Consider the following 25164-nt stretch of genomic DNA (forward strand, 5'->3'; position numbering starts at 1 on the left):
GAGTAGCCATTTTATGTCTCTTTCTTTTTTTACCGCTTGGCATAATCTTAGGTTTTAAATATTTTTATTAAATCTGTTTATTAATTTTTATTCTTTAACGCAATCACTCTATCATCAATAAATTTTGATAATGTCGCATTTGCTGCTAATTTTTTACTCTTTTCGTAAGCATCGATAGCTTCAGCATTCTTTCCCAGGTTTTCATAAGATGTTCCCAGATAGAAATACGCATCAGGGGATGGCTTCATGGCAATGATGCTTTTAAACCTGATAATTGCTTTGTCAAACTGACCCGACTTCATAGCGAAAGTACCTAAGCTCATATTTGCTTTTAAGTTTTTTGGATCTTTCTTTACAACGTCCATTAACATGGCTATTCCTGACATCGGAGCGCCCATACCGTTAACGATGGTAATTCCTAAGCCTGTCTTAGCCTCATTGCTGTTCGAGTCTATTTTAATTGCACTGCTGTAAGAGGCGTTTGCTTTTTGCAGAAGCGCAGGTTGTAAAAGACTATCACGGGTATTGTCAAATGCCTTCATGAATGTATCTCCAGCAGCTAACCAATTGTTTAACGTTTGCTCTTTATTAGCGACGATTTCCAGATATAATGCACTGGGAACCGATTGTTCTAAATCATCCCACTTTTTTGCCAGTAATTTCGCCTCTTTAGCTTTGTCGTCTTCCGAAGCGCTTTGGTAAGCAGTTTCAAGTGTGGTGATTTCAGCAGCCAATGGAGCCTTAATCATGTTTTTAGCGGCAGTTGAAACTTCCTGAAGATTGATTTCAGCTGTTGCCGGAGCCTGTGCTGCCATCTGACCACCAGCAGGAGCACCGCTGGTCTGTTCTTTTGGCTTTACTAAACCCTTAATATCCCTCGTAAACAGAAATGCAACGAGCAGAACTACTGCTCCTATTAAAATTGCCTGTTTAGATCGGATACTGTTTATCATGATGAATTAAGCTTCTACGCTAACTTTTTTTGAATTATTTTTTACTTTGTCAACAAATACTTTTGCTGGTTTAAAGCTAGGAACGAAGTGTTCCGGGATAATAATTGCAGTGTTTTTAGAAATATTTCTCGCAGTTTTTTGTGCTCTCTTTTTAACAACAAAACTACCAAAACCCCTAACATATACATTTTCGCCACCAATCATGCTGTTTTTGATGACCTTGAAAAATGCCTCAACGGTTTCTTGTACATCTACCTTTTCAATTCCTGTTTTCGTTGATATTTCTGAAATAATATCTGCCTTAGTCATATTCTCTGTTATTAATTTATAGTGTGTTATATACTTTATAAGTGTTTTGGGGTTGCAAAAGTATTGCTTTTTAATGAGATAGGAAAATAAAAGATGATTTATTTGTCTTCTGTTGTATCACCGAATTGCAAGTTTTAGTAAAAACAAATATTTACCACGTATTTTTGTGGACTATGAGTTTTCAGACAGAAATCGTAAAATGGTATTTAATCAATAAAAGAGCGCTTCCCTGGAGGGATACGACTGACGCTTATGTGATTTGGCTTTCAGAAATCATTCTTCAACAGACCAGAGTTGAACAGGGACTTCCTTATTTCAATAACTTTTTGCAGAACTATCCGACAGTAAACGATTTTGCGAATGCTACCGAAACCCAAATTCTCAAATTATGGCAGGGGTTGGGATATTATTCACGTGGACGGAACATGCTGTTTACGGCAAGGCAGATCCGGGATTCCTATTCAGGGGTTTTTCCTGTTAAATACGACGAACTGGTTCAGCTGAAAGGTGTCGGAGCATATACGGCAGCTGCCATCTCTTCCTTTTCTTCTAATGAATCCAGAGCTGTGCTCGATGGGAACGTATTCCGGGTGTTGTCCAGATATTTCGGCATAGAAGCTGCAATTAACAGTACGGAAGGAAAGAAGCAATTTAGTGAGCTTGCACAAGCAATGATTGAAGGGCAACAGCCATCGTTGTATAACCAGGCGATTATGGAGTTTGGAGCTTTACAATGCAAGCCAAAATCTCCTGATTGTAGTAATTGCCCTATTCAATCCGGCTGTTATGCGAAGAAAAATGATCAGGTTAGCTTATTGCCTTTTAAGTTAAAGAAACTGAAAAAAAGAACCAGGTATTTCAATTATCTGGTCTGTTTTGAAGGTGACAGAATTCTGGTCAACAAAAGAACGGCTGGAGATGTATGGCAGGAACTTTATGATTTTCCGTTGATTGAGACCGAAAAAAATTATCTCGATGACCAGGAACAATTCCTGACAGAACTAAAAAAGAACTTTGGAGAAGCCTGTATTATAGCTCCTTTAGTACAACAAAAACATTTGCTGACACACCAAACTATATATGTTCAATTTTTTGCTTTAGACAATTATATCGTTAACTTTAATATGAATGCAGAAATAAAATGGGTTTCTTTTGCAGAATTTGAGGAGTTGCCTCAACCAAAAGTGATTACAAATTTTATGATCTCCAATTCAATTAAACAGTAAAATTATATTTCATGTCAGGTATTAACAAAGTCATTTTAGTTGGACATTTAGGCAAAGATCCTGAAGTCAGACATTTAGAAGGAGGGGTCACAGTAGCTAGTTTTCCATTGGCAACATCAGAGACCTATAACAAAGATGGTAAGCGGATAGAACAGACGGAATGGCATAATATTGTTTTGTGGAGAGGACTTGCAGAAGTAGCGTCCAAATATTTGCAAAAAGGAAAGCTGGTATACATTGAAGGAAAACTGCGGACACGGTCTTTTGAAGACAGAGAGAAAGTAAAAAAATATGTGACGGAAGTAGTCGCAGAAAATTTTACCATTCTGGGGAGAAAGAGTGATTTTGAGCATACCCCGGTAAGTAATGAGAATACAACTCCGAAAAGTGAAACAGAATATCTTGACCCGAATGAGGTTTCAGGAGATTTGCCTTTTTAGGAGATGGCTGGGTTGACCAGGAAAGGAGCAAAAGGAGCATTGCTCGATATCTATGAAGATGCGCTATTGCAATTGCAGGAGAGTATTAAAGACGTCTCTGATGAAGATCTGATTGCGGTAGTCCTCCCGGATGATTCTGATGAAGATTCGAGATCCATTCAGTCTATTCTTGCACATGTAGTAGGTAGTTCTTACAGTTATGCCATCTATATTCGGTCGCTAAAAGGAACTGAATATATCAGGCCCGAGAAAAAGCTCAGAATAAAAGTTGCTGATTATATTCAGGATCTTAAGGATTCTTTTTTATTTAACCTTACCGTTTTTAACGAAATTGAGGATAGTAATCTGGAGGAATTTGATTCTTCTCTCAAAATCATGACCAGATGGAAACAGCTTTATGACATTGAGCAGTTGACCGAGCATGCGATTGTACACATTTTGAGGCATACAAGGCAAATAGAAAAATTTAAGATTTTATTGAATGATAGGAGATAATTGCCCTGTCTGAATAGAAAATGGCCTTCAATATTGAAGGCCATTTTTATTTGTTTTACTCTACCGTAACTGATTTTGCCAAATTTCTTGGCTGATCCACATTACAACCCCGCATTAAGGCAATATGATAAGACAATAATTGTAAAGGGATAGTCGCTAGCAAGGGTAAAAATGCTTCGCTTGAATCAGGGATCTCAATACAATAATCTGCCATCTTTCTCACCTCTGTATCTCCTTCAGTGACGATCGCAAGTACAATTCCCTTTCTAGCTTTCACTTCCTGGATATTGCTGATTACTTTCTCGTAAGAAGAGTTCTTGGTTGCAATAACCACAACTGGCATCTCTTCGTCAATTAAGGCGATAGGGCCGTGTTTCATCTCTGCAGCAGGATATCCTTCTGCATGGATGTAAGAGATCTCCTTGAGCTTTAAAGCGCCTTCCAGAGCAACCGGAAAACCACTACCTCTACCAAGGAATAGGCAATTTCTGGAATCTTTGAATTTTGCTGCAATTTTTTCGATCATCTCATTGGATTCCAGTGCCCTTTGAATTTTTTCAGGAATGCAATCTAATTCCGTAAGAAGCTCCACCAGTTTGGAATGACTAACTGTTCCTTTCTGCTGTGCCATATAAAACGCCATTAGAGTAAGTACCGTTACCTGGCCGGTGAATGCTTTTGTTGAAGCGACTCCGATCTCCGGTCCAACGTGGGTATATACCCCTGCATGAGTTAGTCTCGGAATCGATGAGCCTACCACATTACACACACCGAAAATTGTAGCACCTCTTTCTTTTGCCATTTCAATAGCAGCCATGGTATCTGCAGTTTCTCCGGATTGAGATATTGCAATCACTACATCTTTTTCAGTAATGATTGGGTTTCTGTACCTGAATTCGGATGCATATTCCACTTCAACAGGGATCCGTGCGTATTCTTCAATCAGATATTCAGCAACAAGGCCTGCATGCCATGAAGTACCACAGGCAACGATGATAATCCTGTCTACGTTTTTTAACTTCTCGGCGTATTCTTTGATTCCCCCAAGTTGAACAATCCCTTCATTTGGATAAATCCTGCCCCGCATACAGTCTCTGATCGATCGTGATTGCTCGAAAATTTCTTTTAGCATGAAGTGTTCATATCCTCCTTTTTCCAGCATTTCCAGCTTTAATTCCAGAGCTTGGATGTAAGGTGTTTGCACCACATTATCGAGACGCTTAATAAGTAGTTCATCACGTTTCAGGAATGCAATTTCATTATCATTCAGATAAATTACATTTTTTGTATACTCTACAATTGGAGTTGCATCGGAAGCGATAAAATATTCGCCGGAGCCAACACCAATTACTAAAGGACTTCCTTTTCTTGCCGCAATGAGCTGATCGGGATGATCCTCATCCATCAGGACAATTGCATAAGCACCGGTCACTTCGTTTAGGGCAATTCTTACAGCTTCCAGAAGATCTGTGTCCTCATTTTTATAGATTTCCTCGATAAGATGAACAAGAACTTCTGTGTCTGTATCACTTTTGAACTCATGCCCCCTGTTGATTAGTTCTTCCTTTAAGGTTGCATAGTTTTCTATAATTCCGTTATGAATGATTGTTAACTTCCCGTTATTTGAAGTGTGAGGGTGAGAATTCCTATCGGAAGGGGCACCGTGAGTGGCCCAGCGAGTGTGCCCGATACCTATTGTACCTGAAAGGTTCTTACCTTCAGAGAAGTTTTCTAATTCCAGGACCTTACCTGCTTTTTTATAAATATTAAGACCTGTATCGTTAATTAAAGCAATTCCTGCACTATCATACCCGCGGTATTCTAATCTTTTTAGTCCTTTAAGGACAATAGGCCAAGCTTCTCTATGGCCAATGTAACCAACTATTCCACACATAAAAATTATGTTTTAAAAAATAAATCCCTCGAAATTAATGAATCTCGAGGGATATGAATATGTCTATTGTTAATTTATTTTAGTTTGGTATAAAAGATATTTAATTTCATCCTTTTCGTACCTGCTGCTGCATCTTTTTTAGGGCTTAGCAGTATTGACCGTTCAGCAGAACTTGCATACGGGGTCAAAGTAAATGCAGTTATCGGAGTTGGTGCGATAAAAGTTCCGTAATCTTTAATTTTGCCATTGATGAGGTCCTGAACATAACTGGTAACCGTAAAGATATACCTGCTGTTCACTGAATCAAAAAAGCCGCCGAACAGAAGTTCGGTAGTAGCTCTAGGGTCACCCGAAGGATTACTTTCTGATGGAGGGTTATTGTCTGAAATATTCTGACGTTTTTCTGCCACATCATAACGATATAATCTTAATCTTGGTGCAGGTTTAAAGTGAGCATCTGCAGTAGGAGACACATCAATCACAAGTTCAGCTTTATTGACTGCTACTTTAGCTCCTCCCATTTTCGTCTTGAAATCATCGAAATTAAAACTGATCTTATTTCTCAGTCCTGATAGCGCCTGCAGATAAGTCTCTTCATATTGCTTACCTGTATGATCTTCTAATTGTGTCTTAATAGGGGTATTGGCGTAATCATGTTTCACATATGATACAACCGGGGCTAAACCTGGTTTGATTGGAAAATTTATAGAAACAGTATCTCTTGTTCCCTGTGTTTTGCCGTCTTTTTTATAATAGAGTTGTAATCTGGCACTGTCAACCGAGTTAAAAAAAATAATTCCACCCTTTCCCGTGGCTTTTGCGCCTACATATAGCCCTCTGAATTTATCAATAAACAAGTTGTTTCTATCTAAAGAAAGGGTGTCCATTTTAACGATTTTATCCTGAATCTTTGCTGTATTTAAGCGGATTCTCAATTGCGGGGCGGTCATCCTCAGGCTGTCTGGTTTACCGGTGACAATTTCCGTAATTTTGAAAGGAGTGGAAGGTTTTATGAAGATCCGACCTTGCGGCTGATTAGGATCGTTGGTCACTAAAGTTCCCAGTACCTCAGTCGCGTCTTTGCCCCATTCCGTAGAGCTAAGGAAAGATTGTTCCCGAGTTAAATCTTTAGTCATCTGACCCACAGTGAATGTGTACGTTTGCGTAGAATCACCATAAAAGTAAGTCGTTTTGCTACCAGTTACAGTCGCCTGCGAAGAATACGGTAAAATTAATACCGCCGAATCCAGGATCGCATTTTTACCGAATCTGTACTTCTCGCTTGGAATGTTAACCGTCATTGCTGTACCTGCAGTGGTTTCACCAAAAACCGGATCCGTCATAAAGCCTATAGGATATCCGGTAGTAAGTTGTGATGCACTTACCGCATCATCTGCCTGGGTTTGGGAAGTGATCGTTGTATTGTCATACAGCTCTCCGGTAATGGCAGAATCTTCCTGCCCCAAACCTATGGTATTGGGATCTTTACAAGAAGAAAAAAGAAAAAGACCTATCAACATGGTTAATAAGTCTTGTTTTGAAAATTTCATATTTAAATTAATAATACCTGAGTTTATGCTATTGACACCAATTCTTCATCCGAAATCTCTTCATATAAAGCGTAGAAGTTTTCGAAATCGTCGGTTAAATTATAAGCTAAAGTTGGCTTATTAGAATCTTTAACAAATTTTAACACATTACTATCGATGTTTTCGTTTGCTAATACCACTGCATCAGAGTACGTTATAGCTCCAATGTGTAAAGTGTTGCAGTCTGCATTCTCAAACACTTTTGTGTCTTCAAGTGTCATGGCATTCATTACTGCCTTTTTATGAAGGTCTGCATGAAGCTTTTCTGTGAAGCAGTTTTCATAGATAGAATAAACCACTTTGGCGTTTTTGAAAGTAGGATCGTTCTTATAAGACGTCTTGATATAAGCCGGGACTAATGAGGTCATCCATCCATGACAATGTACAATGTCCGGGGCCCATCCTAATTTTTTTACAGTTTCCAATGCTCCTTTGCAAAAGAAGATCGTTCTTTCGTCATTATCTGCATAGAATTTGTCTTCCTTGTCTCTAAATACATATTTGCGTTGGAAATAATCTTCGTTATCCAGGAAGTATACCTGCATACGGGCAGCCGGGATGGAAGCAACTTTAATAATTAAAGGGTTGTCATTATCATCGATGATAATGTTCATTCCTGAAAGACGTATTACTTCGTGCAATCTGTTCCTTCTTTCATTAATATTCCCGAATCTAGGCATCAAAATGCGGATTTCAAATCCTTTGTCCTGCATTGCCTGAGGTAGTTGACGGGTAATTTCTGAAATTTTTGTGAGTTCAAGGAAAGGCGACATCTCGTGTGTAACAATCAGTAGCTTCGTTTTTGCCATCTCCATATTCTGTAAATAAAAATTTATGTTAAAGAAAAGATTATCAAGGGGCAAAGGTAAGCAAAATAATAACATTTATCAATTATATACACAAGATGTTTTGTTTGGAATAGATAAATAACCAACTTTGCCCTTTGAAATTTTATAGGCTAGTTTGAAAGTTATAAACACCATCGCAGCGTTAAAGTCGTTGCTTGAACCAATAAAATTGGGTCAACAGAAAATTGCTTTAGTGCCTACAATGGGTGCTTTGCACAAAGGACACGTATCACTCATCAATATTGCCCAGCAATATGCGGATGTGGTGGTTTGCAGTATTTTTGTAAATCCGACACAATTTACCGATCCTAAAGACTTAGAAAAATACCCCCGTCCTTTGGAACATGATATGCAGATGCTTCGTGAAGCAGGGTGTGATGTTGTGTTTATGCCTTCGGTAAAAGAGATGTATCCGGGGCCGGAAAATTGGCATATAGACCTTGGACCAGCAGAATTTCTGTTAGAAGGCGAATTTAGAAAAGGACATTACCAAGGAGTTACCCAGATCGTAAAAAAATTATTTGATGCAGTGAACCCCGACCTGGCTTTCTTTGGTCAGAAGGATTTCCAGCAGGTATTGATGATTGAAAATATGGTGGCTTATTTTAAGCTTCCTGTGCAGATTATTTCTTGTCCGATTATCAGAGAAGACGATGGTCTGGCAATGAGCTCGAGAAATATCCATTTAAATGCAGCAGATCGGAAGAATGCATTGGTGCTGAGCAGGGCATTGAGTTATGTGAAAGATCATTTTGAAGAAAAAACTATCTCAGAACTTCTTCAGGGGGCGAAGGAGATGATTTCGGAGGTTGATGGTGTAGAACTTGATTACTTTACCATCGCAAACGGAAAAACACTGCTTCCGGAAAACAATAAAAATCAATCCGATCTTGTGGCTTTGGTCGCAGCTAAGGTTGGTCAGACAAGGCTGATCGATAATATGCTGCTCAACTGACAAACCATTGGATTATAGTAACCACAAAAGTTTTAACTTTGTATTATGATTATCGAGATATTAAAATCGAAAATACACCGTGTTAAAGTAACACAGGCCGAATTAAATTATGTTGGAAGCATTACCATTGATGAGGATCTGATGGATGCTGCCCAGATTATTGCCAATGAAAAGGTCCAGATTGTAAACAACAATAACGGAGAGCGCTTTGAAACTTATGTAATCAAAGGAGAACGCGGAACCGGGACTGTTTGTTTAAATGGAGCTACCGCCAGAAGAGTTCAGGTTGGCGACATCCTAATCATCATGTCTTACGGTTCATTACCAATTGAAGAGGCAAAGAGATATCACCCCATTCTTGTTTTTCCTGATGATAACAATCGTCTTTTAAAATAGCAGGAACAGCATGTAATAAAATAATGCTATGCAGCCATAGTAATAATGAGGTAGAAATACTAAATTTGGCGGTACGTATTTTTTTATCTATATAATTATGCTATTTCAATTAAGTGAAGAACAATTGATGATCCAGCAGGCTGCAAGAGATTTCGCACAGAATGAACTGAAGCCCGGAGTTATCGAGAGAGATGAGCACCAGAAATTTCCTGTTGAACAAGTGAAAAAACTTGGAGAACTTGGCTTTCTGGGAATGATGGTTTCAGAAAAATATAATGGTAGCGGGTTAGATGCGTTATCTTATGTTCTGGTTATGGAGGAGCTGTCTAAAGTGGATGCTTCAGCATCTGTTGTTGTCTCTGTCAATAATTCATTGGTATGTTATGGCCTGGAGTCATATGGATCAGAATTCCAAAAAGAAAAATACCTGAAACCACTGGCTTCCGGTGAAAAGATAGGTGCTTTCTGCTTATCAGAGCCAGAAGCTGGATCTGATGCAACTTCACAGCAGACTACAGCTGAAGATAAAGGCGATTATTATTTGTTAAACGGGACAAAAAACTGGATTACCAACGGAAATACTGCTTCGACTTATCTTGTGATTGCACAGACTGACAGATCTTTAAAACACAGAGGGATTAATGCCTTTATTGTGGAAAAAGGAATGGAAGGTTTTACTATAGGTCCGAAAGAAAACAAAATGGGTATCCGTGGTTCTGATACTCACTCATTGATGTTTAACGATGTGAAGGTTCCTAAAGAAAATAGGATAGGGGAAGATGGATTCGGTTTTAAATTTGCGATGAAGACCCTTGAGGGTGGACGTATAGGAATTGCCGCACAGGCTCTGGGAATTGCAACAGGAGCTTATGAGTTGGCTCTGGAGTATTCTAAACAGCGTAAATCTTTTGGAAAAGCAATCTCTGATCATCAGGCTATTGCCTTTAAGCTGGCAGATATGGCGACTTCTATTGAAGCCGCACGTTTATTGGTGTATAAAGCTGCATGGTTGAAAGATCAGGGACTTCCTTATACCTTAGCGGGTTCTATGGCTAAATCGTATGCTTCGAAAGTTGCAATGGATGTAACTGTAGAGGCTGTGCAGATTCATGGAGGGTATGGCTTTGTTAAAGAATACCATGTGGAGCGGATGATGCGTGATGCTAAAATAACCCAGATCTACGAGGGGACTACGGAAATTCAAAAAATGGTGATCTCCAGAGAGATTTTAAAATAAAATTTTGATTTGATAGGAAAGCGTGCATCCCTGTATTGGGAATGCACGCTTTTTTGTCTTCTTGAAGAAGACTAGATTCAACCTGGGTATTTCTAGTCCTTTTCTGTTCCTGCAATAGAACCAAATACAGCTTTGATTAAGGCTACGACAATTGCAAGAAATGCGGCCGCCCAGAATCCACTCGTATTAAAACTGCTCATCATATTGTCTACCAATAAAATCATTAATACGGTAATGATGAAAGAGACCAGTCCGAGTGTGAGAAAGTTAATGGGAAATGTAAAAATACGCAAAATGGTTCCTATGGTCGCATTTGCCAATGAAATCAGAACTGCGGCGATAATAGCAGCCCAGTAACTATCCACATGGACACCTGGAATAAGTTTGGCGCCCAGAAATACCGCCAGTCCTAATAATAAAATTTCTACAATGAGTCTCATAATGTTTAATTTAGTGATATGTTAAGGTGTTTTGTTAAGTTGATTGGATTTATATGCTCCATTAGTTTGTTTGCTGCTTGTTCTAACGCAAATAACAAGCCACTTTCTATAGATTTTTCTATGGATAGTACAAAAATTATACTTCAGCATATTGATCAGGCTGGATTATTGGCTCTTAAAGATATTAAGGAAGGGGATTCTGTATTGAATGAATTGGTTGCGGTTCTTCAGACGCCATCGGAGCGGGATTCTGCTATCAGGGAAGAACCCGTAGCAGGGAAGATGCTGTTGACTGATAGTAATGTTGTATTTGTTCCTGCCCAGCCCTTTGTAAAAGGACGGGATTATCTGGTGATTACGCATTTAAATATCCGTTTTGGCAGTGCGAAAGAGGTTTTAAAGGGTAAAATTAACTATAGCATGAAGCCTCAGCAGAAATTGTTAACCAGGTAAGGATGAGCTTTACTGTAGCCTTGGCTCTGAGTTGTATCTTGTTGAAAAAGTTGTACATACATTGTACATAAGATGATTCTCATTTTTATTTTGAAAAAATATTTCCTATCTTTGCACTTGTAATAGAGGGCAAGAGGGGGCAGAGGTCCCCTCTTTTCTTTTATTGGAAAATTGGTTATGCAGGTAGAAAAAAGAGTTACGGCGTTAGTTGAAGAGAAAATTTCGGATAGGCCGGAGTTGTTTTTGGTAGAAGTAAAAATGCTTCCAAACAATAAGCTGATCATCCATGTAGATGGCGATGAGGGGATTAGTATTCAGGATTGTGCGGCAATCAGCAGGCATGTAGGCTTTTATCTGGAAGAAGAAAATACAATTGAAAAAGCGTATAATCTGGAGGTTTCTTCACCAGGTGTAGGCGAGCCACTTAAACTTCAAAGACAATATGTGAAAAATGTTGGAAGAGAATTAAGTGTAAAACTGAACGGTGGAGAAATTAAAGAAGGTAAGCTGCTTTCTGTCGAAGATCAGGGTATAACCATCGAGGCTAAGATGAAAGAAAAAGGTAAAAAGGCGCAACTGGTAGAAACCAGTATCGACTTTGGTAATATAACAGAAACAAAGGTTTTAATTTCATTTAAATAAAAATGAGCAATATTAATTTAATCGATTCATTTCAGGAATTCAAAGAGTTCAAGAACATCGACCGTCCTACAGTGATTAGTGTGCTGGAAGAGGTATTCCGCAGTATGTTGCGTAAAAAATACGGTACTGATGAGAATTGTGACGTAATCGTTAACCCGGACAACGGAGATTTAGAAATCTGGCGTACAAGAAAAGTGATGGAAGATGGTTTTTCTGAAGATGATGACCTGGAGATCGAACTTGCTGAAGTAAAGCTTTTAGATCCTGATATGGAAGTTGGCGACGATTACATTGAACAGATCACTTTAGAAAGCTTTGGCCGCAGGGCAATATTAGCTGCACGCCAGACGCTTGTTTCCAAAGTATTGGAACTAGAAAAAGATGAGATCTTTAAAAAATATAAGGATAGGGTTGGAGAAATTGTAACAGGAGAAGTTTACCAGGTTTGGAAAAAAGAAACATTGGTTCTTGATGATGAAGGCAACGAGTTGATGATGCCTAAAACTGAACAGATCCCTGCCGATTATTTCAAAAAAGGTGATACTGTTCGTGCAGTAATCTTAAAAGTAGACATGGTTAATGCTACTCCAAAGATTATCATTTCAAGGATCGCCCCTGAGTTCTTACAACGGTTGTTCGAAATTGAGGTTCCAGAGATCTTTGATGGTTTAATTACCATTAAGAAAATTGTTCGTGAACCAGGAGAAAGAGCTAAAGTTGCTGTGGAGTCTTATGACGATAGAATTGATCCGGTTGGTGCTTGTGTGGGAATGAAAGGCTCGAGGATACATGGTATCGTTAGAGAGCTTAAAAATGAAAATATTGATGTGATCAATTTCACCAACAATATCTCATTATACATTACCAGAGCATTAAGCCCGGCAAAAATTACTTCTATTAAGTTAGATGATGAAACAAAACACGCTTCGGTTTATTTGAAACCAGATCAGGTTTCATTGGCAATCGGTAGAGGTGGACACAATATTAAACTGGCTGGTAAATTAACTGGTTACGAAATTGATGTGTATCGTGAAGCAGGTGAAGAAGACGAAGATGTAGATATCGAAGAATTCTCAGATGAAATCGATAGCTGGATCATCGATGAGCTGAAAGCGATCGGTTGTGATACCGCAAAAAGTGTACTTGCACTTTCAATTGATGAGCTGGTAAAACGTACCGATCTTGAAGAAGAAACCATCAAAGAAGTGATGAGTATATTAAAATCAGAGTTTGAATAAACGTTATCTTGAATAGGTGCGAACTATGTGGCAATTAAAAACAAATCACATACCCATGAAATAAACAAGAATAAACGTTACTTTTGTATAAGAATTAAAGAAAAAATAGGATATCAATGTCAGACGACAAACCAATAATTTTATTTAAAGCAGTTAAGGAACTTAACGTAGGCATTGCTACGGCCGTTGAGTTTTTAGAAAAGAAAGGCTTTTCTGTTGAGAATAAACCCACTACCAAGCTCTCCCGCGACATGTACAATGCGCTGTTGAAAGAGTTTCAGGGCGATAAGATCGTAAAAGAAGAAGCCAATCAGATTGTTATTGGTAAAATTCGTCGTGATGAGCCGGAAGTGACTGAGAAAGTTGCGGAAGCACCTAGAAAAAATGTAGAATTCGAAAATGAAGGCATTCTGATCAAGAACCTTCATTCGTATACTCCTCCTGTAGAAAAACCTAAAGAAGAAGTTCCCGCAAAACCGGCAGCTCCAGTGGTGGAAAAGACAGAAGAGAAACCTGAAGAGGGAGCATTGCCGGGTGTGAAGATAGTGGGAAAAATCAATCTTGATGATTTAAACGCTAAAACCCGTCCGGTGAAAAAAGAAGAAGCATCTGAAGCATCTCAGCCTGTGGCTGAAGCTCCAAAAGCATCTGAACCGACACCAGCCCCTGCTCCAGTGGAGAAAACACCTGTAGAAAAGCCAGTAGAAAAACCAGCAGAAGCCCTAAGGGAAGAAGTGGTTAAGCCTGTAGAACAACCTAAGGTGGAAGAGACTCCAAAGCCTGTTGAGCAACCTGTTGCAAAAGCAGAGCCCGAAGTAAAAGAAACTCCTAAACCAGTGGAAGCACCAAAAATAGTTGAAACGCCGAAAGTTGTGGACACCTCTAAAGTTGAAAAAACGGATGAGGTAGAAGTGATTAAAGCACGTTCTGTAAAACTTTCAGGACCTAATATCATCGGTAAGATTGTTTTACCTACCACACCAGATCGTAAATCATCTCCTGTAGCCTCTTCGGCCGACAGCAATGATGCGAAAAGGAAACGTAAGCGTAAAAAAACTCCGGGACAACACCCAGGACAAGGAGGTAATACTCCGGCTGGAAATCAGCAGACAGGTGGACAGGCAGGACAAGGTACTACAGCACCAAAACCGGCTCCGACTTTTACCAACAGACCTGATTTCAGGAACAATACAAATAATACAGCCAACAGGCCGAACTTTAGGAACAATAAACCAGGAGCTCCTGGTAATGGTCCTAAAGAAGAACCTACGGAAAAAGAAATACAAGACCAGATCAAAGCAACACTTGCTCGTTTAAGCGGCGCTGGTAAATCTGGTAAATTTGCTCAACGCGCTAAATTGCGTCGTCAAAAACGTGATGATGTTGCCCTTTCGGCAGATGAAGCAGCAATGGAACAGGAATTACAATCCAAAGTATTAAGGGTAACGGAGTTTGTTACGGCAAATGAGTTAGCTACAATGATGGATGAACCGGTGACTAAAATTATTGGAACCTGTATGAGTCTTGGAATGTTCGTATCCATCAACCAACGTTTGGATGCAGAGACATTAACTATTGTTGCAGATGAGTTTGGTTACGAAATACAATTCGTTAAACCGGATGATGAAAGTGATATCGTTATCGAGGAAGAAGATAATGATGAAGATTTAGAGCCAAGAGCACCGGTTGTGACCATCATGGGGCACGTCGATCATGGTAAGACTTCATTGCTGGATTATATCCGTAAAGCAAACGTAGTGGCTGGCGAGGCCGGTGGTATTACACAGCACATTGGTGCTTATATGGTAACCACACCTACAGGTAAGAAAGTTACCTTCTTAGATACCCCAGGTCACGAAGCTTTTACAGCGATGCGTGCACGTGGTGCTAAAGTAGCGGATATTGCTATTATTGTTGTCGCTGCGGATGATGCAGTGATGCCTCAGACTAAAGAGGCTATCAATCATGCACAGGCAGCCGGCGTGCCATTGGTATTCGCTTTCACAAAAATTGATAAGCCAGGGGCAAACTCAGATAAGATACGTGAGCAACTATCAATTATGAATATCCTTGTAGAGGATTGGGGAGGAAACTTCCAGTCACAGGAGATTTCGGGTAAGAGCGGACTGAATGTAGACTTATTATTGGAGAAAGTTTTATTAGAAGCAGAATTGCTTGACCTTAAAGCTAACCCTAATAAACGTGCTACAGGTAGTGTAATTGAAGCGACCTTGGATAAAGGACGCGGTATTGTAACTACTGTTCTTGTTCAGGCGGGTACTTTGAAGATTGGTGATCCGATTCTGGCAGGTAGTTATAGCGGACGTGTAAAAGCGTTGTTTAATGAACGTGGACAAAAAGTAGATAAAGCTGGCCCTTCAGTACCGGTACAGGTATTGGGTATGCAGGGTGCACCTACAGCAGGTGATAGATTCAATGCATTGGAAAGTGAAGTTGAGGCAAGAGAAATTGCTAACAAACGTTTACAACTAATGCGTGAACAAGGACTTCGTACTCAGAAACACATTACGTTGGATGAGATTGGCCGTCGTTTGGCAATCGGTAACTTTAAAGAGCTTAACCTGATTGTTAAAGGTGATGTGGATGGATCAATCGAGGCATTATCTGACTCATTATTGAAACTGTCTACTGAAGAAATTCAGATCAATATCATTGGTAAAGCAGTAGGTCAGATCTCTGAATCTGATGTATTGTTAGCTTCTGCTTCTGATGCGATTATCATCGGCTTCCAGGTTCGTCCTTCTTCTGGAGCACGTAAACTGGCCGAGGCTGAGCAAATTGACATCAGACTATACTCTATTATCTACGATGCAATCAATGAGATTAAAGCGGCGATGGAGGGTATGTTGGCTCCCGAGTTTGAAGAGAAGATCACTGCAAATGTGGAGATCAGAGAAACCTTCAAAATTACTAAGGTGGGTACAATTGCAGGATGTATGGTGTTGGATGGCACGATTACCCGTAACAGTAAAATCCGTATTGTTAGAGACGGTGTAGTTGTTTATACCGGTGAACTTGCTTCATTGAAACGTTATAAAGATGACGTTAAAGAAGTATCAAGAGGTTATGAGTGCGGATTGAATATCCATAACTTTAACAACATTGAAGTAGGAGACATCGTTGAAGCCTACGAACAAGTAGAAGTGAAAAGGAAATTATAATTTCCATTAAATAGATTGAAGGTGCTGTTCATACAAGTGAACAGCACCTTTTTTATTTCGGTAATTTATAGAAGTTAAGAGGGAAATCTATTTTTAAGTTAACTTAGACAGGAATTTTATTGCGGGCATAGGCTATGAACATCAAAAGAAGTTTAAAAAAACTCTTCATAAAGAATTATGTTGGAAAGGAGCATGTAATTGTTAATTTATATCAAACGAATTATGATAAACATGTTTTGATTTCTTATATCGTTACACCATTTAAGAACCCAAACACATTCACTCATCAAAATTATATTACCTCACATATCGTTGCGGAGACTTTTCGGGATCTTGGCTATAATGTAGATATAGTTGATCATCATGACAAAAAATCTGCGATTGATTACGAAAAATATACGGTGATTTTTGGTATGGGGGATAACTTTGAACGTTCGTTTTTTTGCCAAAACAGAAAAATTCCCCGAATTCACCTGATTACAGGAGCGCATGATGATTTTCATAATGCGATGAGTTTGAAAAGTATTGAGGACTTTTATCAATTATCAGGGCTTTGGTTAACAACTGAAGCTAATGTCTCTTCCTCCTGCAATTATTACGCACTGTATAATGCTGATTTCGCTATTATTCTCGCACATGGATATGTGTTCGAAGAATATAAAAGAAGATTTGTGAACAAGATATATACATTGAATAATAATATTCTAGGTGTATTTAGTGGATTTAAGCCTAAAGTGGCTGAGACGAGAACGAATAATTTCTTATTCTTAAGCGGAGGAAAGCAAATTACAAAGGGCTTTCATCTGTTAATGGAAGTCGCGAAACAGCGAAAAGACCTTAATTTTTATGTAGTAGTTCCTTACATAAATGACCTTCTGCTTAATTATTACCAGGATCTTCTGATTCCCGGATCAAATGTGTTCTTATTTAAGAACCTTAAGATGGATTCTACGCAAATGCGAGAGATCATTGAGACTTGCTCTTACTCTATTGCACCTAGCTATGTAGATGGATTGCCAGGAGGTACTATAGAACCAATGTCGGCTGGAATGATCCCAATTGTAACTAAGAATTGTGGATTCCCCTCGGAGTTGTTTATCTTCGAGATGGAAGATTTAAGTATAGGCGCCCTTAACAGAGCTATTAATCAGGTGCTGCAGCTTGATGATAAAGTGTATACTGAGTTCAGCGAGCTAGTCCGGAAATATGCCGTCGAAAATTTTTCAGCAGATAGCGTGCAAAAGAATTTAAAACAGATTTTAGAAGCGGAACTGCCCAGACCTAATTAACTGTTATTTGGATAGCCTTCCAAAGCCCTTTAAGGAAAGTTTAAATGTCTTTCGTAGTTGACGCATGTTTAGGTAAGACCAGTTAAAAAGATCCCTATTAAACAAGAGAGCCAAAGCATTCATCTTTGCTTTTTTCTGATAGATGATGGTAAACCATTTTTCAAATAACATTTCCTCAAATTCCCTCACCGGATATTTTCTTAGCTTACGATTTGCTGATTTGATCTGCAAAAAGAGTTGATGATAATCGGAAAACTGATAGCGCTTATAATCACATATCAAAATGCTGAAAAGGATATTTCCAAAGGATTCATGATCGGGAATACCTAAATAGTTTAGCTGTTCACTTTTAATTGCTTTTAATTTCAATTTTGCAATTTCCTCCCTAAGAGAGGATATATTGTTTTCATGGATTCTGTATTTTACCAGGATCTGATCCAGATTCCAGACAGGATACTTCTCGGCTATTCTGATGAATAATTCATAATCTTCGGCGGGGGCATAGTCCTGATATCCGTTTAGCTCCTTATAGATGCTTGTTTTATACATAACAGAAGAGTTGACAAAAGTGTTCTCAAAAAGTAATGTCATTTTTATTTTTTCTGCACCAACAGGTACAATAAGATCGGAATTGTTCGTAAGCTCTGCTCGTTGGTTGATGAAAACCCCATGTCCACCACATAATGCGTATTCAGGATGTTGCCGGAAAAAATTATATTGAAGTTCCAGCCTATTCTTAATGGCAATATCGTCACTGTCCAATATGGCGATGTACTCTCCCCGGGCTTCTGTTAATGCTACATTTCGAGTATAGGTAAGTCCTCTGTTTTTATCGTTATGAACAAGCCTGATTCTGGGATCATTAAATTTTTCAATTACGGCAACAGTCTGATCTGTGGAACCGTCATTTACTATGAGCAGTTCAAAATCAGAAAAGCTCTGTTCAAGAATACTTTTTATGGAATCGCTTATATAATTTTCTGAATTATAAGCGGCCATAAAAACAGTTATTTTAGGAAGCATAATCTTGTCTAATGGGTGTCTGTGTTAATCCGTCCAAATATAATATTATCTTTGCTGCAAATATTCAATATCGGTAAGTGCTGCGCTTATGTAGGGAGGCACACTGGAAAAAGGAATGAAGGTACACATGGAAACTTCATAACCGCTAAAACAATTATGCATTGATGAAAAACAATTACCTCTCTTTTAGCTTATGGGGAAATGAAAAAATTTATACCATAGGGGCAATCAGAAATGCTGAACTGGCGAGGAAAGTTTATAAGGGCTGGAAAGTTATTGTTTATTTTGACAATACCGTTCCAAGTGGGATTATTGAGGAATTGCAGGCATTGGATGTTGTTTTGGTAGACATGACCCATTCAGATATTTATGGGTTATTCTGGCGTTTTCTGGCGGCAGATTTGCCAGATGGAGACCATATTATATTCAGAGACACCGATTCCCGCTTATCTTTAAGGGAGAAACTAGCAGTAGACGACTGGATTAGAAATGGAGATAGTATTCATGTAATGAGGGACCATCCAGCCCATCGAACGCCGTTTGGTGCTAAAGGTTTATCTATTCTCGGGGGGATGTGGGGTATCAAAGCGGGTCAGGTCGAAATGGGACGGATGATCAGGGAATTTAGCATCGGAAAATCTGATCAGTATGGGATCGATCAATCGTTTTTGCAGCGTATTTATAAAGAATTTAAGAGCTCTATGACTATCCATGACGAGTTTTTCGAGAAAAAAAAATTCCCAATAGCACGTGAAGAATATCGATTTGTGGGAGAACGGATTGATGAGAATGAACAGGTTATTGGTACGGACTGGGAGCAAATTAAAGTATACATCAAGGGGCATAATCCATCTTCATTTAAAAAATTGAAAACCTGGATTAAGAATTTTTTTAATTAAGTTTTGGAGCAATGAATTACTATTATACGATCATCATACCAACTTTTAATTCGGCAGGTACGCTTAAGGAATGTTTGAAAAGTATCCTCAATCAGACTTGTAGTGATCTGGAAATTCTGATTAGCGACGGAGCATCTACGGATGCTACAAAAGAAGTTTTTGAAAGTTTTAATGACGGTCGGATTAGTTTTTTTTCTGAACCTGATAAAGGAGTATATGACGCGATGAATAAGGCGATAGGTCGTTCATCTGGCAAGTGGCTACTGTTTCTAGGTAGCGACGACACTTTATATACTGATCGGGTTTTGGAAGAAATGAAAGTTTATCTGGATAAAACCGATGCCCACCTGGTTTACGGGAATGTTAGAATTGTGGGGGATAGCCCCTGGGCTAAGGATGGGGAAATTTATAGAGGAAAAACGTCATTGACGACCTTACTTGTAAATAATATTTGTCATCAGGCTATATGTTATTCAAGAGAAATCTTTAGTGGCGGTCTTAGATACAATCCGAATTATCGTGTATGTTCAGATTATGATTTTAATCTCATTTGTGCCTCAAGATATAAACTAGAGTATGCTCCGGTAATCTTGTCTCATTTCAAAACAGGCGGCTTGAGTTCTGTAGCTGAAGATCCAGCTTTTCATAGGGATAAATGGATTAATATAGTCAGTTATTTTGGGGAAAAATTATTTGATAAAAGTTTTCGGCCCTATCGCAACGCAATACGACAAACTGCACAGTTATTTGTGAAGAAAGCCGAATATAGAAAGGCGATTCTGGCTATACGGTTGTATTTATACTATAAGATCAGTAAATAGCCTAGATTAGCTGTTTAGCCCATCTCTAAAGGCCTTCAAATAATCTTTTCCATATTTCTGATCTGGTTCGAGGTGACATCCTTCCGCCCATTCATTCCATGCATTGATAAAGAAAATTTTCTCCTCGTCCTCAAAATTAGCCAAGGTATAATCTTTAATTTCTGAGACCCATTTTTTAAAGTTATCTGGTTCGGATTCGACGTAAATGACCGCATTAGATTTCCGTCGGGCGGAATTATCCCAACAAGGGGAAACGCACCTGAAATAAGTATAATCCGGTTTTGGTTTTTTTAGCATATTTACTGCAGTCTCTTTGAGAGAAACAATTTTATTCTCAAAATCAGCAAAACGTTTTATTCTCAGATTATGCAGTGCCTTTTTGAGCAAATAGCGGAGCAGATTTTTCTTTCCATATTTTCTGCCTGCTTGGTAGATGTCTGGAGCAAATTCCATACTGGCATCAAAGCCATGCTCTTTGGGATCAAGGTTCCGCTTGAAATTCTCCACTCTGATGAGGTAGATATCCTCAAAACCCGCCTTTTTTGCTTCCTCTCTCCATATTTCAGTTGCTTGTATAATATTCGGATGAAGCTCTGAACGATACATCAGGTATACTGGTTTCCCATTTATCTTTATATATCGTTTGTCTTTAAAGAATGGCATCAGGTATTCAATGTGAGCACGGTCATCATCCGGATGATAATCTTGGTGGATTAGTACCTGTTGATCTGCACCATCCCATTTTCTGGTCCAGTTTTCATTTGCCCAGCACAAACAAAATGGGAAATCCGGTTTTCCTGATTTAAGCATTTGTTCCAATGGTCTTTCCATTAGTAATTTTCCATTAAACCAATAGTGGTAATAGCAAAAACCATGAATACCGTAGGTACCGGCAAGATCAGCCTGAGCCTCCATAGTTTCAAGAAGCCTTAGATCATAGAACCCCAGATCTGCTGGTAAATGAGGTTGATAATGTCCTGGGAATTTTGGCCCGGACCTGACTACATTAGTCCATTCGGTAAAACCTTTGCCCCACCACTCATTATTCTCCGGGAAAGGGTGAAATTGAGGCAGGTAAATAGCAATGGGCTTAAGGCCGTTTTCTTGATTAGCGTGGGACATACATGATCAGGTTTATATTATTTTCTAAGTGCATTCCAAATGGCGGAAGGAAGGAACTTAAGTGTATTTATTTTTGAAGAAAGAGGCATAGCGAGCAATGATCTGATCCTGTCTCTATTTGCAGGTTCTATTGAGTTTTTAACTTTCCAATAAGCCTTATATTGCTTTTTAAATGCTTTTTCATATAAGGAGTCATCAATGAGTTTTTCTTCATACATCCAATTTGTTACTTTGAGCTCCTCAATAATATTTAGTCCGCTCTTGTAAGCCTTTCCACTTACGTCTTTATCATGCTTTCTGAAATAGTTCAAAACTTTTCCGCTGATGTGTACTTTACCATACCTTGCAATCTGTAACCAAAAAAACCAATCCCCACAGAATTTGAATGTAACAAACTCTTCAGAAACGTGCTGAAATATGTCTTTTCGGAAAATAGCCATGCTGGCATTAAAAATAGATACTTTTATAGCAAGGAAATCCCGGATAAAGGTTTGGCTGTCAACAATTTCAGATAAAAGGGGGTGTTTGGATTGCCATTTAATTTTGTTTTCTCCATTAATGCAGGAAAGCTGACAGTAACTGATTACACATTCCTCATCTTTTCTAATTCCTTCGAGCAGTGATTCCAGTAAGGATGGCTCGCACCAATCATCACTTTCTGCAATCCATATGTACTTTCCAATAGCTAGATTAATCCCTTTTTCCCATTGTGCGAAAGGACTGCCACTGTTAATTGTATTGAAGATGATATGACTTATCCTGGGATGTTCTGCATAGCTATTGATAATTTCCTTGCTGTTGTCTGTTGAGCAATCGTCGAGAATTATTAGTTCAAAATTTTGGAAAGTCTGATTAAGAATAGAGTCGATTCTCTGGCGTAAAAAAGCAGCATGGTTGTAGTTCGGGACTATAACAGATACATCTATCATTTCATTATTACTATTTTTCATGTCAGAATTATTCCTCGCTGAATGTCTGCATATCGATTAGTTTGTTATACACACCCCGTAATCTGATTAATTCCTGATGGGTTCCAGTCTCGACAATTTTCCCTTTATCGATCACCACAATAAGGTCTGCGTTTTGTATGGTACTCAAACGGTGGGCGATTACTACAGATGTACGGTTCTCCATCAGTCTGAATAATGCATCCTGAACCAATCTTTCCGATTCTGTATCCAATGCTGAGGTCGCCTCATCAAGAAGCATAACCGGTGGGTTTGCTAATACAGCCCTTGCAATACATAAACGTTGTTTCTGACCCCCTGATAGCTTATTTCCTCCATCACCGATATTAGTATCATATCCATTTTCAGTATGAAGAATAAAATCATCAGCATTTGCAATTCTGGCCGCTTCGATAATCTCTTCACGGCTTGCATCAGGCCTGGAGAATGCGATATTATTTGCGATGGTGTCATTAAACAAAATCGATTGTTGATTTACCGTCCCCAGTTGCGCTCTTAAACTATTGAGGGTAATGTCTTTCAGGTCATGCCCATCCATATAAATAGAGCCCTTTTGTGGGTCGTAAAATCTTGGAATGAGGTCTACCAGTGTACTTTTTCCACCCCCTGATGAACCAACCAGTGCTACTGTCTGACCTTTTTTTATGGTCAGATTAATTCCCTGTAAAACGGGCTTCTCTCCATAACTGAAATGTACGTTCTCAAATCTGATACTGTCTTTAAATTCAGGAATAGCAACGGCATCGGATTTTTCGGTCATTTCTGCCTTGGTATCAATTAATTCAAGGACACGCATACCTGCCGTAATTCCTGAATGTATTCCCGTGAAAGAGTCAGCGATGGCTTTAATTGGCTGCATAACCTGGGAAAATGTAGCAATATAAACCAGGAATTTTGCAGGAGTGAGTTCGCTCTGATTGTTTAAGATCATGGTCCCTCCATACAATACAATACAAACTACAACCAAGACACCAAGCGTTTGGGAAACAGGTGAGGCAAGTTGCTGCCTTCTGACCATCTTTCTCGTCAGATTGGAGTAATAGATGTTCTCCTCATTAAACTTCTCTTTGATTCTGTCCGAAGCATTGAAAGCTTTAATGATCTTGATTGCCCCAAGCGACTCATCTAGAAAACCAATCATTTTAGCAAACGATTCATGCGCCTGCATCGCCTGTTGCTTTAACCTTTTTACTATTTTGCTAATGATAAAGCCAGATATTGGGATCACCAATAGAGAAAATAGGGTAAGTTTTACCGAGATTGATAACAACACGGCTATGTAAAATAACAATTGGATGGGCTCCTTGAAAACTACCTGAAGGGTATTTGTTACGGAGAATTGTACGATCTGTACATCAGATGCCACCTTAGACATGATATCGCCCTTGCGTTCATTACTGAAATAGCCTGCATGAAGATCCATAATATTATTAAAAACGGTTCTTCTAAGATTTAATAAGGTATGTACTCTTAAGTCCTCCATGTACCGCTGAGAAAGATAGCGAAACAAGTTTGCCAGAAAAACGGCAACAACAATTAGCCCGCAGACAAATTTTAAGGTGTATACCTTGCCATAGGTTGTGATAAGATTACCGATATATCGGTTTAAGTTTCCAATAAAGTCAAGAGCAGATGCTTTTTCCATTATGGTTTGCGAAGCTGCACCTTTTGATGAGAATAAAGTCTCCAGAAGAGGACCAAGCAAAGTAAACAGAAAGGTATTGCATATAATGGCTAGTATTGTCGCCAACGCATAAGGCAATGCGAACTTCTCGATTGGTTTGGCAAAGGATAAAAGTCTGAAATAAGTTTTCATTTATTTAATTAAATGGGTAAAAATATCGTTTTGTTTACCTGATATTATACTTGTTCATAGCCGTCATGATTGTATGTTAATTTTTCGGCAAGTGTTTTCCTGTATATGATGTCATTCGGTCCTGTGTTGGCCCTTGAGTTTATTTTATGGAAGATATGGAAGGCTAGTGCAGCCATTTTAAGTCGTTTTCTTTTAATTCCCGAATGCAGTAAACGAGCTCCAAATTCATAGTCTTCCCCCCCCCATCCTTCAAAATTATTGTAATAGCCATTTATTGCGATATAATCTTTTTTCCAGAATGCAAGGTTGCAGCCTTTAATATGAAAAGGGTTAGAAGGATCGAGTACAAATAAGACGCTGAGCAAGGGACATCTTAAGGAATTGAAACGACTATATAATCCTGAAGAGAAAAAAGAAAAATCGATTTGTTTGCTAACCAGAATCTCGGCTGCCTTTTCCTCCGTAATCATTGATCTACTCCCCTGGACAAAGAAACCTGGTTGAGCAGCTTTTAGGTGATCTTTAATAAAGTGAGGATGGATGATGATGTCCCCGTCAATCTCTATGATATATTCTGAATTTATATTCTTAACGGACTTATTTAATATCAGACTTTTTCGGAATCCTTTATCTTCATGCCAGATATGCTTAATCGGAAGATTAAACCGTGACTTAAAAGATGCGATTAATAGTTTAGTTTCTTCTCTCGATCCGTCATCAGCGATGATAATTTCATCCGGCATTCTGGACTGTCTTGCAACGCTGGATAAGACGAGTTCCAATGCCTGTGGCCAATTGTAAGTAGAAATTAATAAAGCAACTGATATGGATTGATTTTGCATTAAAAAAATAATTGTAGAACTAATCTGCAAATTTACGTGATTTAATTGTTTTAATTATAGTTTTTAATATCCTGTGGCTCTGGTATC

The 25164-nt window shown here is 38.8% G+C and carries 24 protein-coding genes; 13 read left to right on the top strand and 11 right to left on the bottom strand.

Annotated features, from left to right (window positions below):
* Nucleotides 1-80 precede the first annotated feature (80 nt).
* Together BFS30_RS10565 and BFS30_RS10570 are read right to left on the bottom strand one after the other, a co-directional pair.
* Nucleotides 81-953, bottom strand: a complete 873-nt coding sequence (locus tag BFS30_RS10565) for a tetratricopeptide repeat protein (protein WP_069379260.1) — start codon at nt 951-953, stop codon at nt 81-83.
* A 6-nt stretch (nt 954-959) separates the two neighbouring features.
* A complete protein-coding gene (locus BFS30_RS10570) occupies nt 960-1262 on the bottom strand; it encodes an HU family DNA-binding protein (protein ID WP_008240139.1) in 303 nt (100 codons plus the stop codon).
* A gap of 173 nt (nt 1263-1435) precedes the next feature.
* Here BFS30_RS10570 and mutY point away from each other — a divergent pair, with 173 nt between their 5' ends.
* Genes mutY through BFS30_RS10585 form a run of 3 tightly spaced genes read left to right on the top strand, consistent with a single transcriptional unit; the run spans nt 1436 to nt 3423 of the window.
* Nucleotides 1436-2488 carry an A/G-specific adenine glycosylase gene (gene mutY / locus BFS30_RS10575; protein ID WP_069379261.1) on the top strand — a complete coding sequence of 351 codons (1053 nt, stop codon included), beginning with the start codon at nt 1436-1438 and terminating at the stop codon, nt 2486-2488.
* Nucleotides 2489-2499: 11 nt separating this feature from the next.
* Entirely contained in the window at nt 2500-2928 is a 429-nt protein-coding gene (locus tag BFS30_RS10580; RefSeq protein WP_069379262.1) for a single-stranded DNA-binding protein, read from the top strand.
* 3 nt (nt 2929-2931) lie between these two features.
* Nucleotides 2932-3423, top strand: coding sequence for a damage-inducible protein DinB (locus tag BFS30_RS10585; RefSeq protein ID WP_069379263.1), 492 nt, complete (start codon nt 2932-2934; stop codon nt 3421-3423).
* Between the two features lie 55 nt (nt 3424-3478).
* On the opposite strand, the gene glmS is transcribed toward BFS30_RS10585, so the two are convergent.
* The 3 genes from glmS to BFS30_RS10600 form a co-directional block, all read right to left on the bottom strand.
* Nucleotides 3479-5317 (bottom strand): glutamine--fructose-6-phosphate transaminase (isomerizing), encoded by a 1839-nt coding sequence (gene glmS, locus BFS30_RS10590; RefSeq protein WP_069379264.1) that lies wholly within the window; start codon nt 5315-5317, stop codon nt 3479-3481.
* A 74-nt stretch (nt 5318-5391) separates the two neighbouring features.
* Nucleotides 5392-6867 (bottom strand): DUF4270 domain-containing protein, encoded by a 1476-nt coding sequence (locus tag BFS30_RS10595; RefSeq protein ID WP_069379265.1) that lies wholly within the window; start codon nt 6865-6867, stop codon nt 5392-5394.
* A gap of 23 nt (nt 6868-6890) precedes the next feature.
* Nucleotides 6891-7715, bottom strand: coding sequence for a glycogen/starch synthase (locus BFS30_RS10600; protein ID WP_069382382.1), 825 nt, complete (start codon nt 7713-7715; stop codon nt 6891-6893).
* 154 nt (nt 7716-7869) lie between these two features.
* Here BFS30_RS10600 and panC point away from each other — a divergent pair, with 154 nt between their 5' ends.
* From panC to BFS30_RS10615, 3 genes are all read left to right on the top strand, one after another.
* Entirely contained in the window at nt 7870-8709 is an 840-nt protein-coding gene (gene panC, locus BFS30_RS10605) for a pantoate--beta-alanine ligase (RefSeq protein WP_069379266.1), read from the top strand.
* Between the two features lie 45 nt (nt 8710-8754).
* Nucleotides 8755-9105, top strand: coding sequence for an aspartate 1-decarboxylase (panD, locus tag BFS30_RS10610; RefSeq protein WP_069379267.1), 351 nt, complete (start codon nt 8755-8757; stop codon nt 9103-9105).
* Nucleotides 9106-9202: 97 nt separating this feature from the next.
* Nucleotides 9203-10342, top strand: a complete 1140-nt coding sequence (locus BFS30_RS10615) for an acyl-CoA dehydrogenase (RefSeq protein WP_069379268.1) — start codon at nt 9203-9205, stop codon at nt 10340-10342.
* Between the two features lie 92 nt (nt 10343-10434).
* On the opposite strand, the gene BFS30_RS10620 is transcribed toward BFS30_RS10615, so the two are convergent.
* Nucleotides 10435-10782: a phage holin family protein gene (locus BFS30_RS10620; RefSeq protein ID WP_069379269.1), complete on the bottom strand. Its 348-nt coding sequence runs from the start codon at nt 10780-10782 to the stop codon at nt 10435-10437.
* Nucleotides 10783-10902: 120 nt separating this feature from the next.
* On the opposite strand from BFS30_RS10620, the gene BFS30_RS10625 reads away from it, so the two are divergent.
* The 5 genes from BFS30_RS10625 to BFS30_RS10645 all read left to right on the top strand — a co-directional run bounded on the left by BFS30_RS10625 (nt 10903) and on the right by BFS30_RS10645 (nt 17586).
* Nucleotides 10903-11235 carry a hypothetical protein gene (locus BFS30_RS10625; RefSeq protein WP_069379270.1) on the top strand — a complete coding sequence of 111 codons (333 nt, stop codon included), beginning with the start codon at nt 10903-10905 and terminating at the stop codon, nt 11233-11235.
* A gap of 177 nt (nt 11236-11412) precedes the next feature.
* Nucleotides 11413-11877, top strand: coding sequence for a ribosome assembly cofactor RimP (gene rimP, locus BFS30_RS10630; protein WP_069379271.1), 465 nt, complete (start codon nt 11413-11415; stop codon nt 11875-11877).
* Between the two features lie 2 nt (nt 11878-11879).
* Nucleotides 11880-13115: a transcription termination factor NusA gene (nusA, locus tag BFS30_RS10635; protein ID WP_069379272.1), complete on the top strand. Its 1236-nt coding sequence runs from the start codon at nt 11880-11882 to the stop codon at nt 13113-13115.
* A gap of 116 nt (nt 13116-13231) precedes the next feature.
* Nucleotides 13232-16297: a translation initiation factor IF-2 gene (gene infB / locus BFS30_RS10640; RefSeq protein WP_069379273.1), complete on the top strand. Its 3066-nt coding sequence runs from the start codon at nt 13232-13234 to the stop codon at nt 16295-16297.
* A 134-nt stretch (nt 16298-16431) separates the two neighbouring features.
* On the top strand, nt 16432-17586 hold the full coding sequence (locus tag BFS30_RS10645; protein WP_069379274.1) for a glycosyltransferase: 1155 nt from the start codon (nt 16432-16434) through the stop codon (nt 17584-17586).
* A 3-nt stretch (nt 17587-17589) separates the two neighbouring features.
* Here BFS30_RS10645 and BFS30_RS10650 read toward each other — a convergent pair whose 3' ends face one another.
* Nucleotides 17590-18609, bottom strand: coding sequence for a glycosyltransferase family 2 protein (locus tag BFS30_RS10650; RefSeq protein WP_069379275.1), 1020 nt, complete (start codon nt 18607-18609; stop codon nt 17590-17592).
* Between the two features lie 164 nt (nt 18610-18773).
* Here BFS30_RS10650 and BFS30_RS10655 point away from each other — a divergent pair, with 164 nt between their 5' ends.
* Both BFS30_RS10655 and BFS30_RS10660 read left to right on the top strand, forming a co-directional pair.
* The gene (locus BFS30_RS10655; protein ID WP_069379276.1) at nt 18774-19508 is read left to right on the top strand and encodes a hypothetical protein; all 735 of its coding nucleotides are present in this window, start codon (nt 18774-18776) and stop codon (nt 19506-19508) included.
* 11 nt (nt 19509-19519) lie between these two features.
* Nucleotides 19520-20329, top strand: coding sequence for a glycosyltransferase family 2 protein (locus tag BFS30_RS10660; protein WP_069379277.1), 810 nt, complete (start codon nt 19520-19522; stop codon nt 20327-20329).
* A 6-nt stretch (nt 20330-20335) separates the two neighbouring features.
* Here the strand turns inward: BFS30_RS10660 and BFS30_RS10665 are convergent, their stop codons facing one another.
* Genes BFS30_RS10665 through BFS30_RS10680 form a run of 4 tightly spaced genes read right to left on the bottom strand, consistent with a single transcriptional unit; the run spans nt 20336 to nt 25077 of the window.
* The gene (locus BFS30_RS10665; RefSeq protein ID WP_069379278.1) at nt 20336-21451 is read right to left on the bottom strand and encodes a glycoside hydrolase family 99-like domain-containing protein; all 1116 of its coding nucleotides are present in this window, start codon (nt 21449-21451) and stop codon (nt 20336-20338) included.
* 17 nt (nt 21452-21468) lie between these two features.
* Nucleotides 21469-22401 (bottom strand): glycosyltransferase family 2 protein, encoded by a 933-nt coding sequence (locus BFS30_RS10670; RefSeq protein ID WP_069379279.1) that lies wholly within the window; start codon nt 22399-22401, stop codon nt 21469-21471.
* A 7-nt stretch (nt 22402-22408) separates the two neighbouring features.
* Nucleotides 22409-24235, bottom strand: coding sequence for an ABC transporter ATP-binding protein (locus tag BFS30_RS10675; protein WP_069379280.1), 1827 nt, complete (start codon nt 24233-24235; stop codon nt 22409-22411).
* Nucleotides 24236-24279: 44 nt separating this feature from the next.
* Nucleotides 24280-25077 (bottom strand): glycosyltransferase family 2 protein, encoded by a 798-nt coding sequence (locus tag BFS30_RS10680; RefSeq protein WP_083252013.1) that lies wholly within the window; start codon nt 25075-25077, stop codon nt 24280-24282.
* Between the last annotated feature and the right edge of the window lie 87 nt (nt 25078-25164).

This window comes from Pedobacter steynii (genome assembly GCF_001721645.1).
In the GTDB taxonomy this organism is placed as follows: Bacteria; Bacteroidota; Bacteroidia; order Sphingobacteriales; family Sphingobacteriaceae; genus Pedobacter; species Pedobacter steynii_A.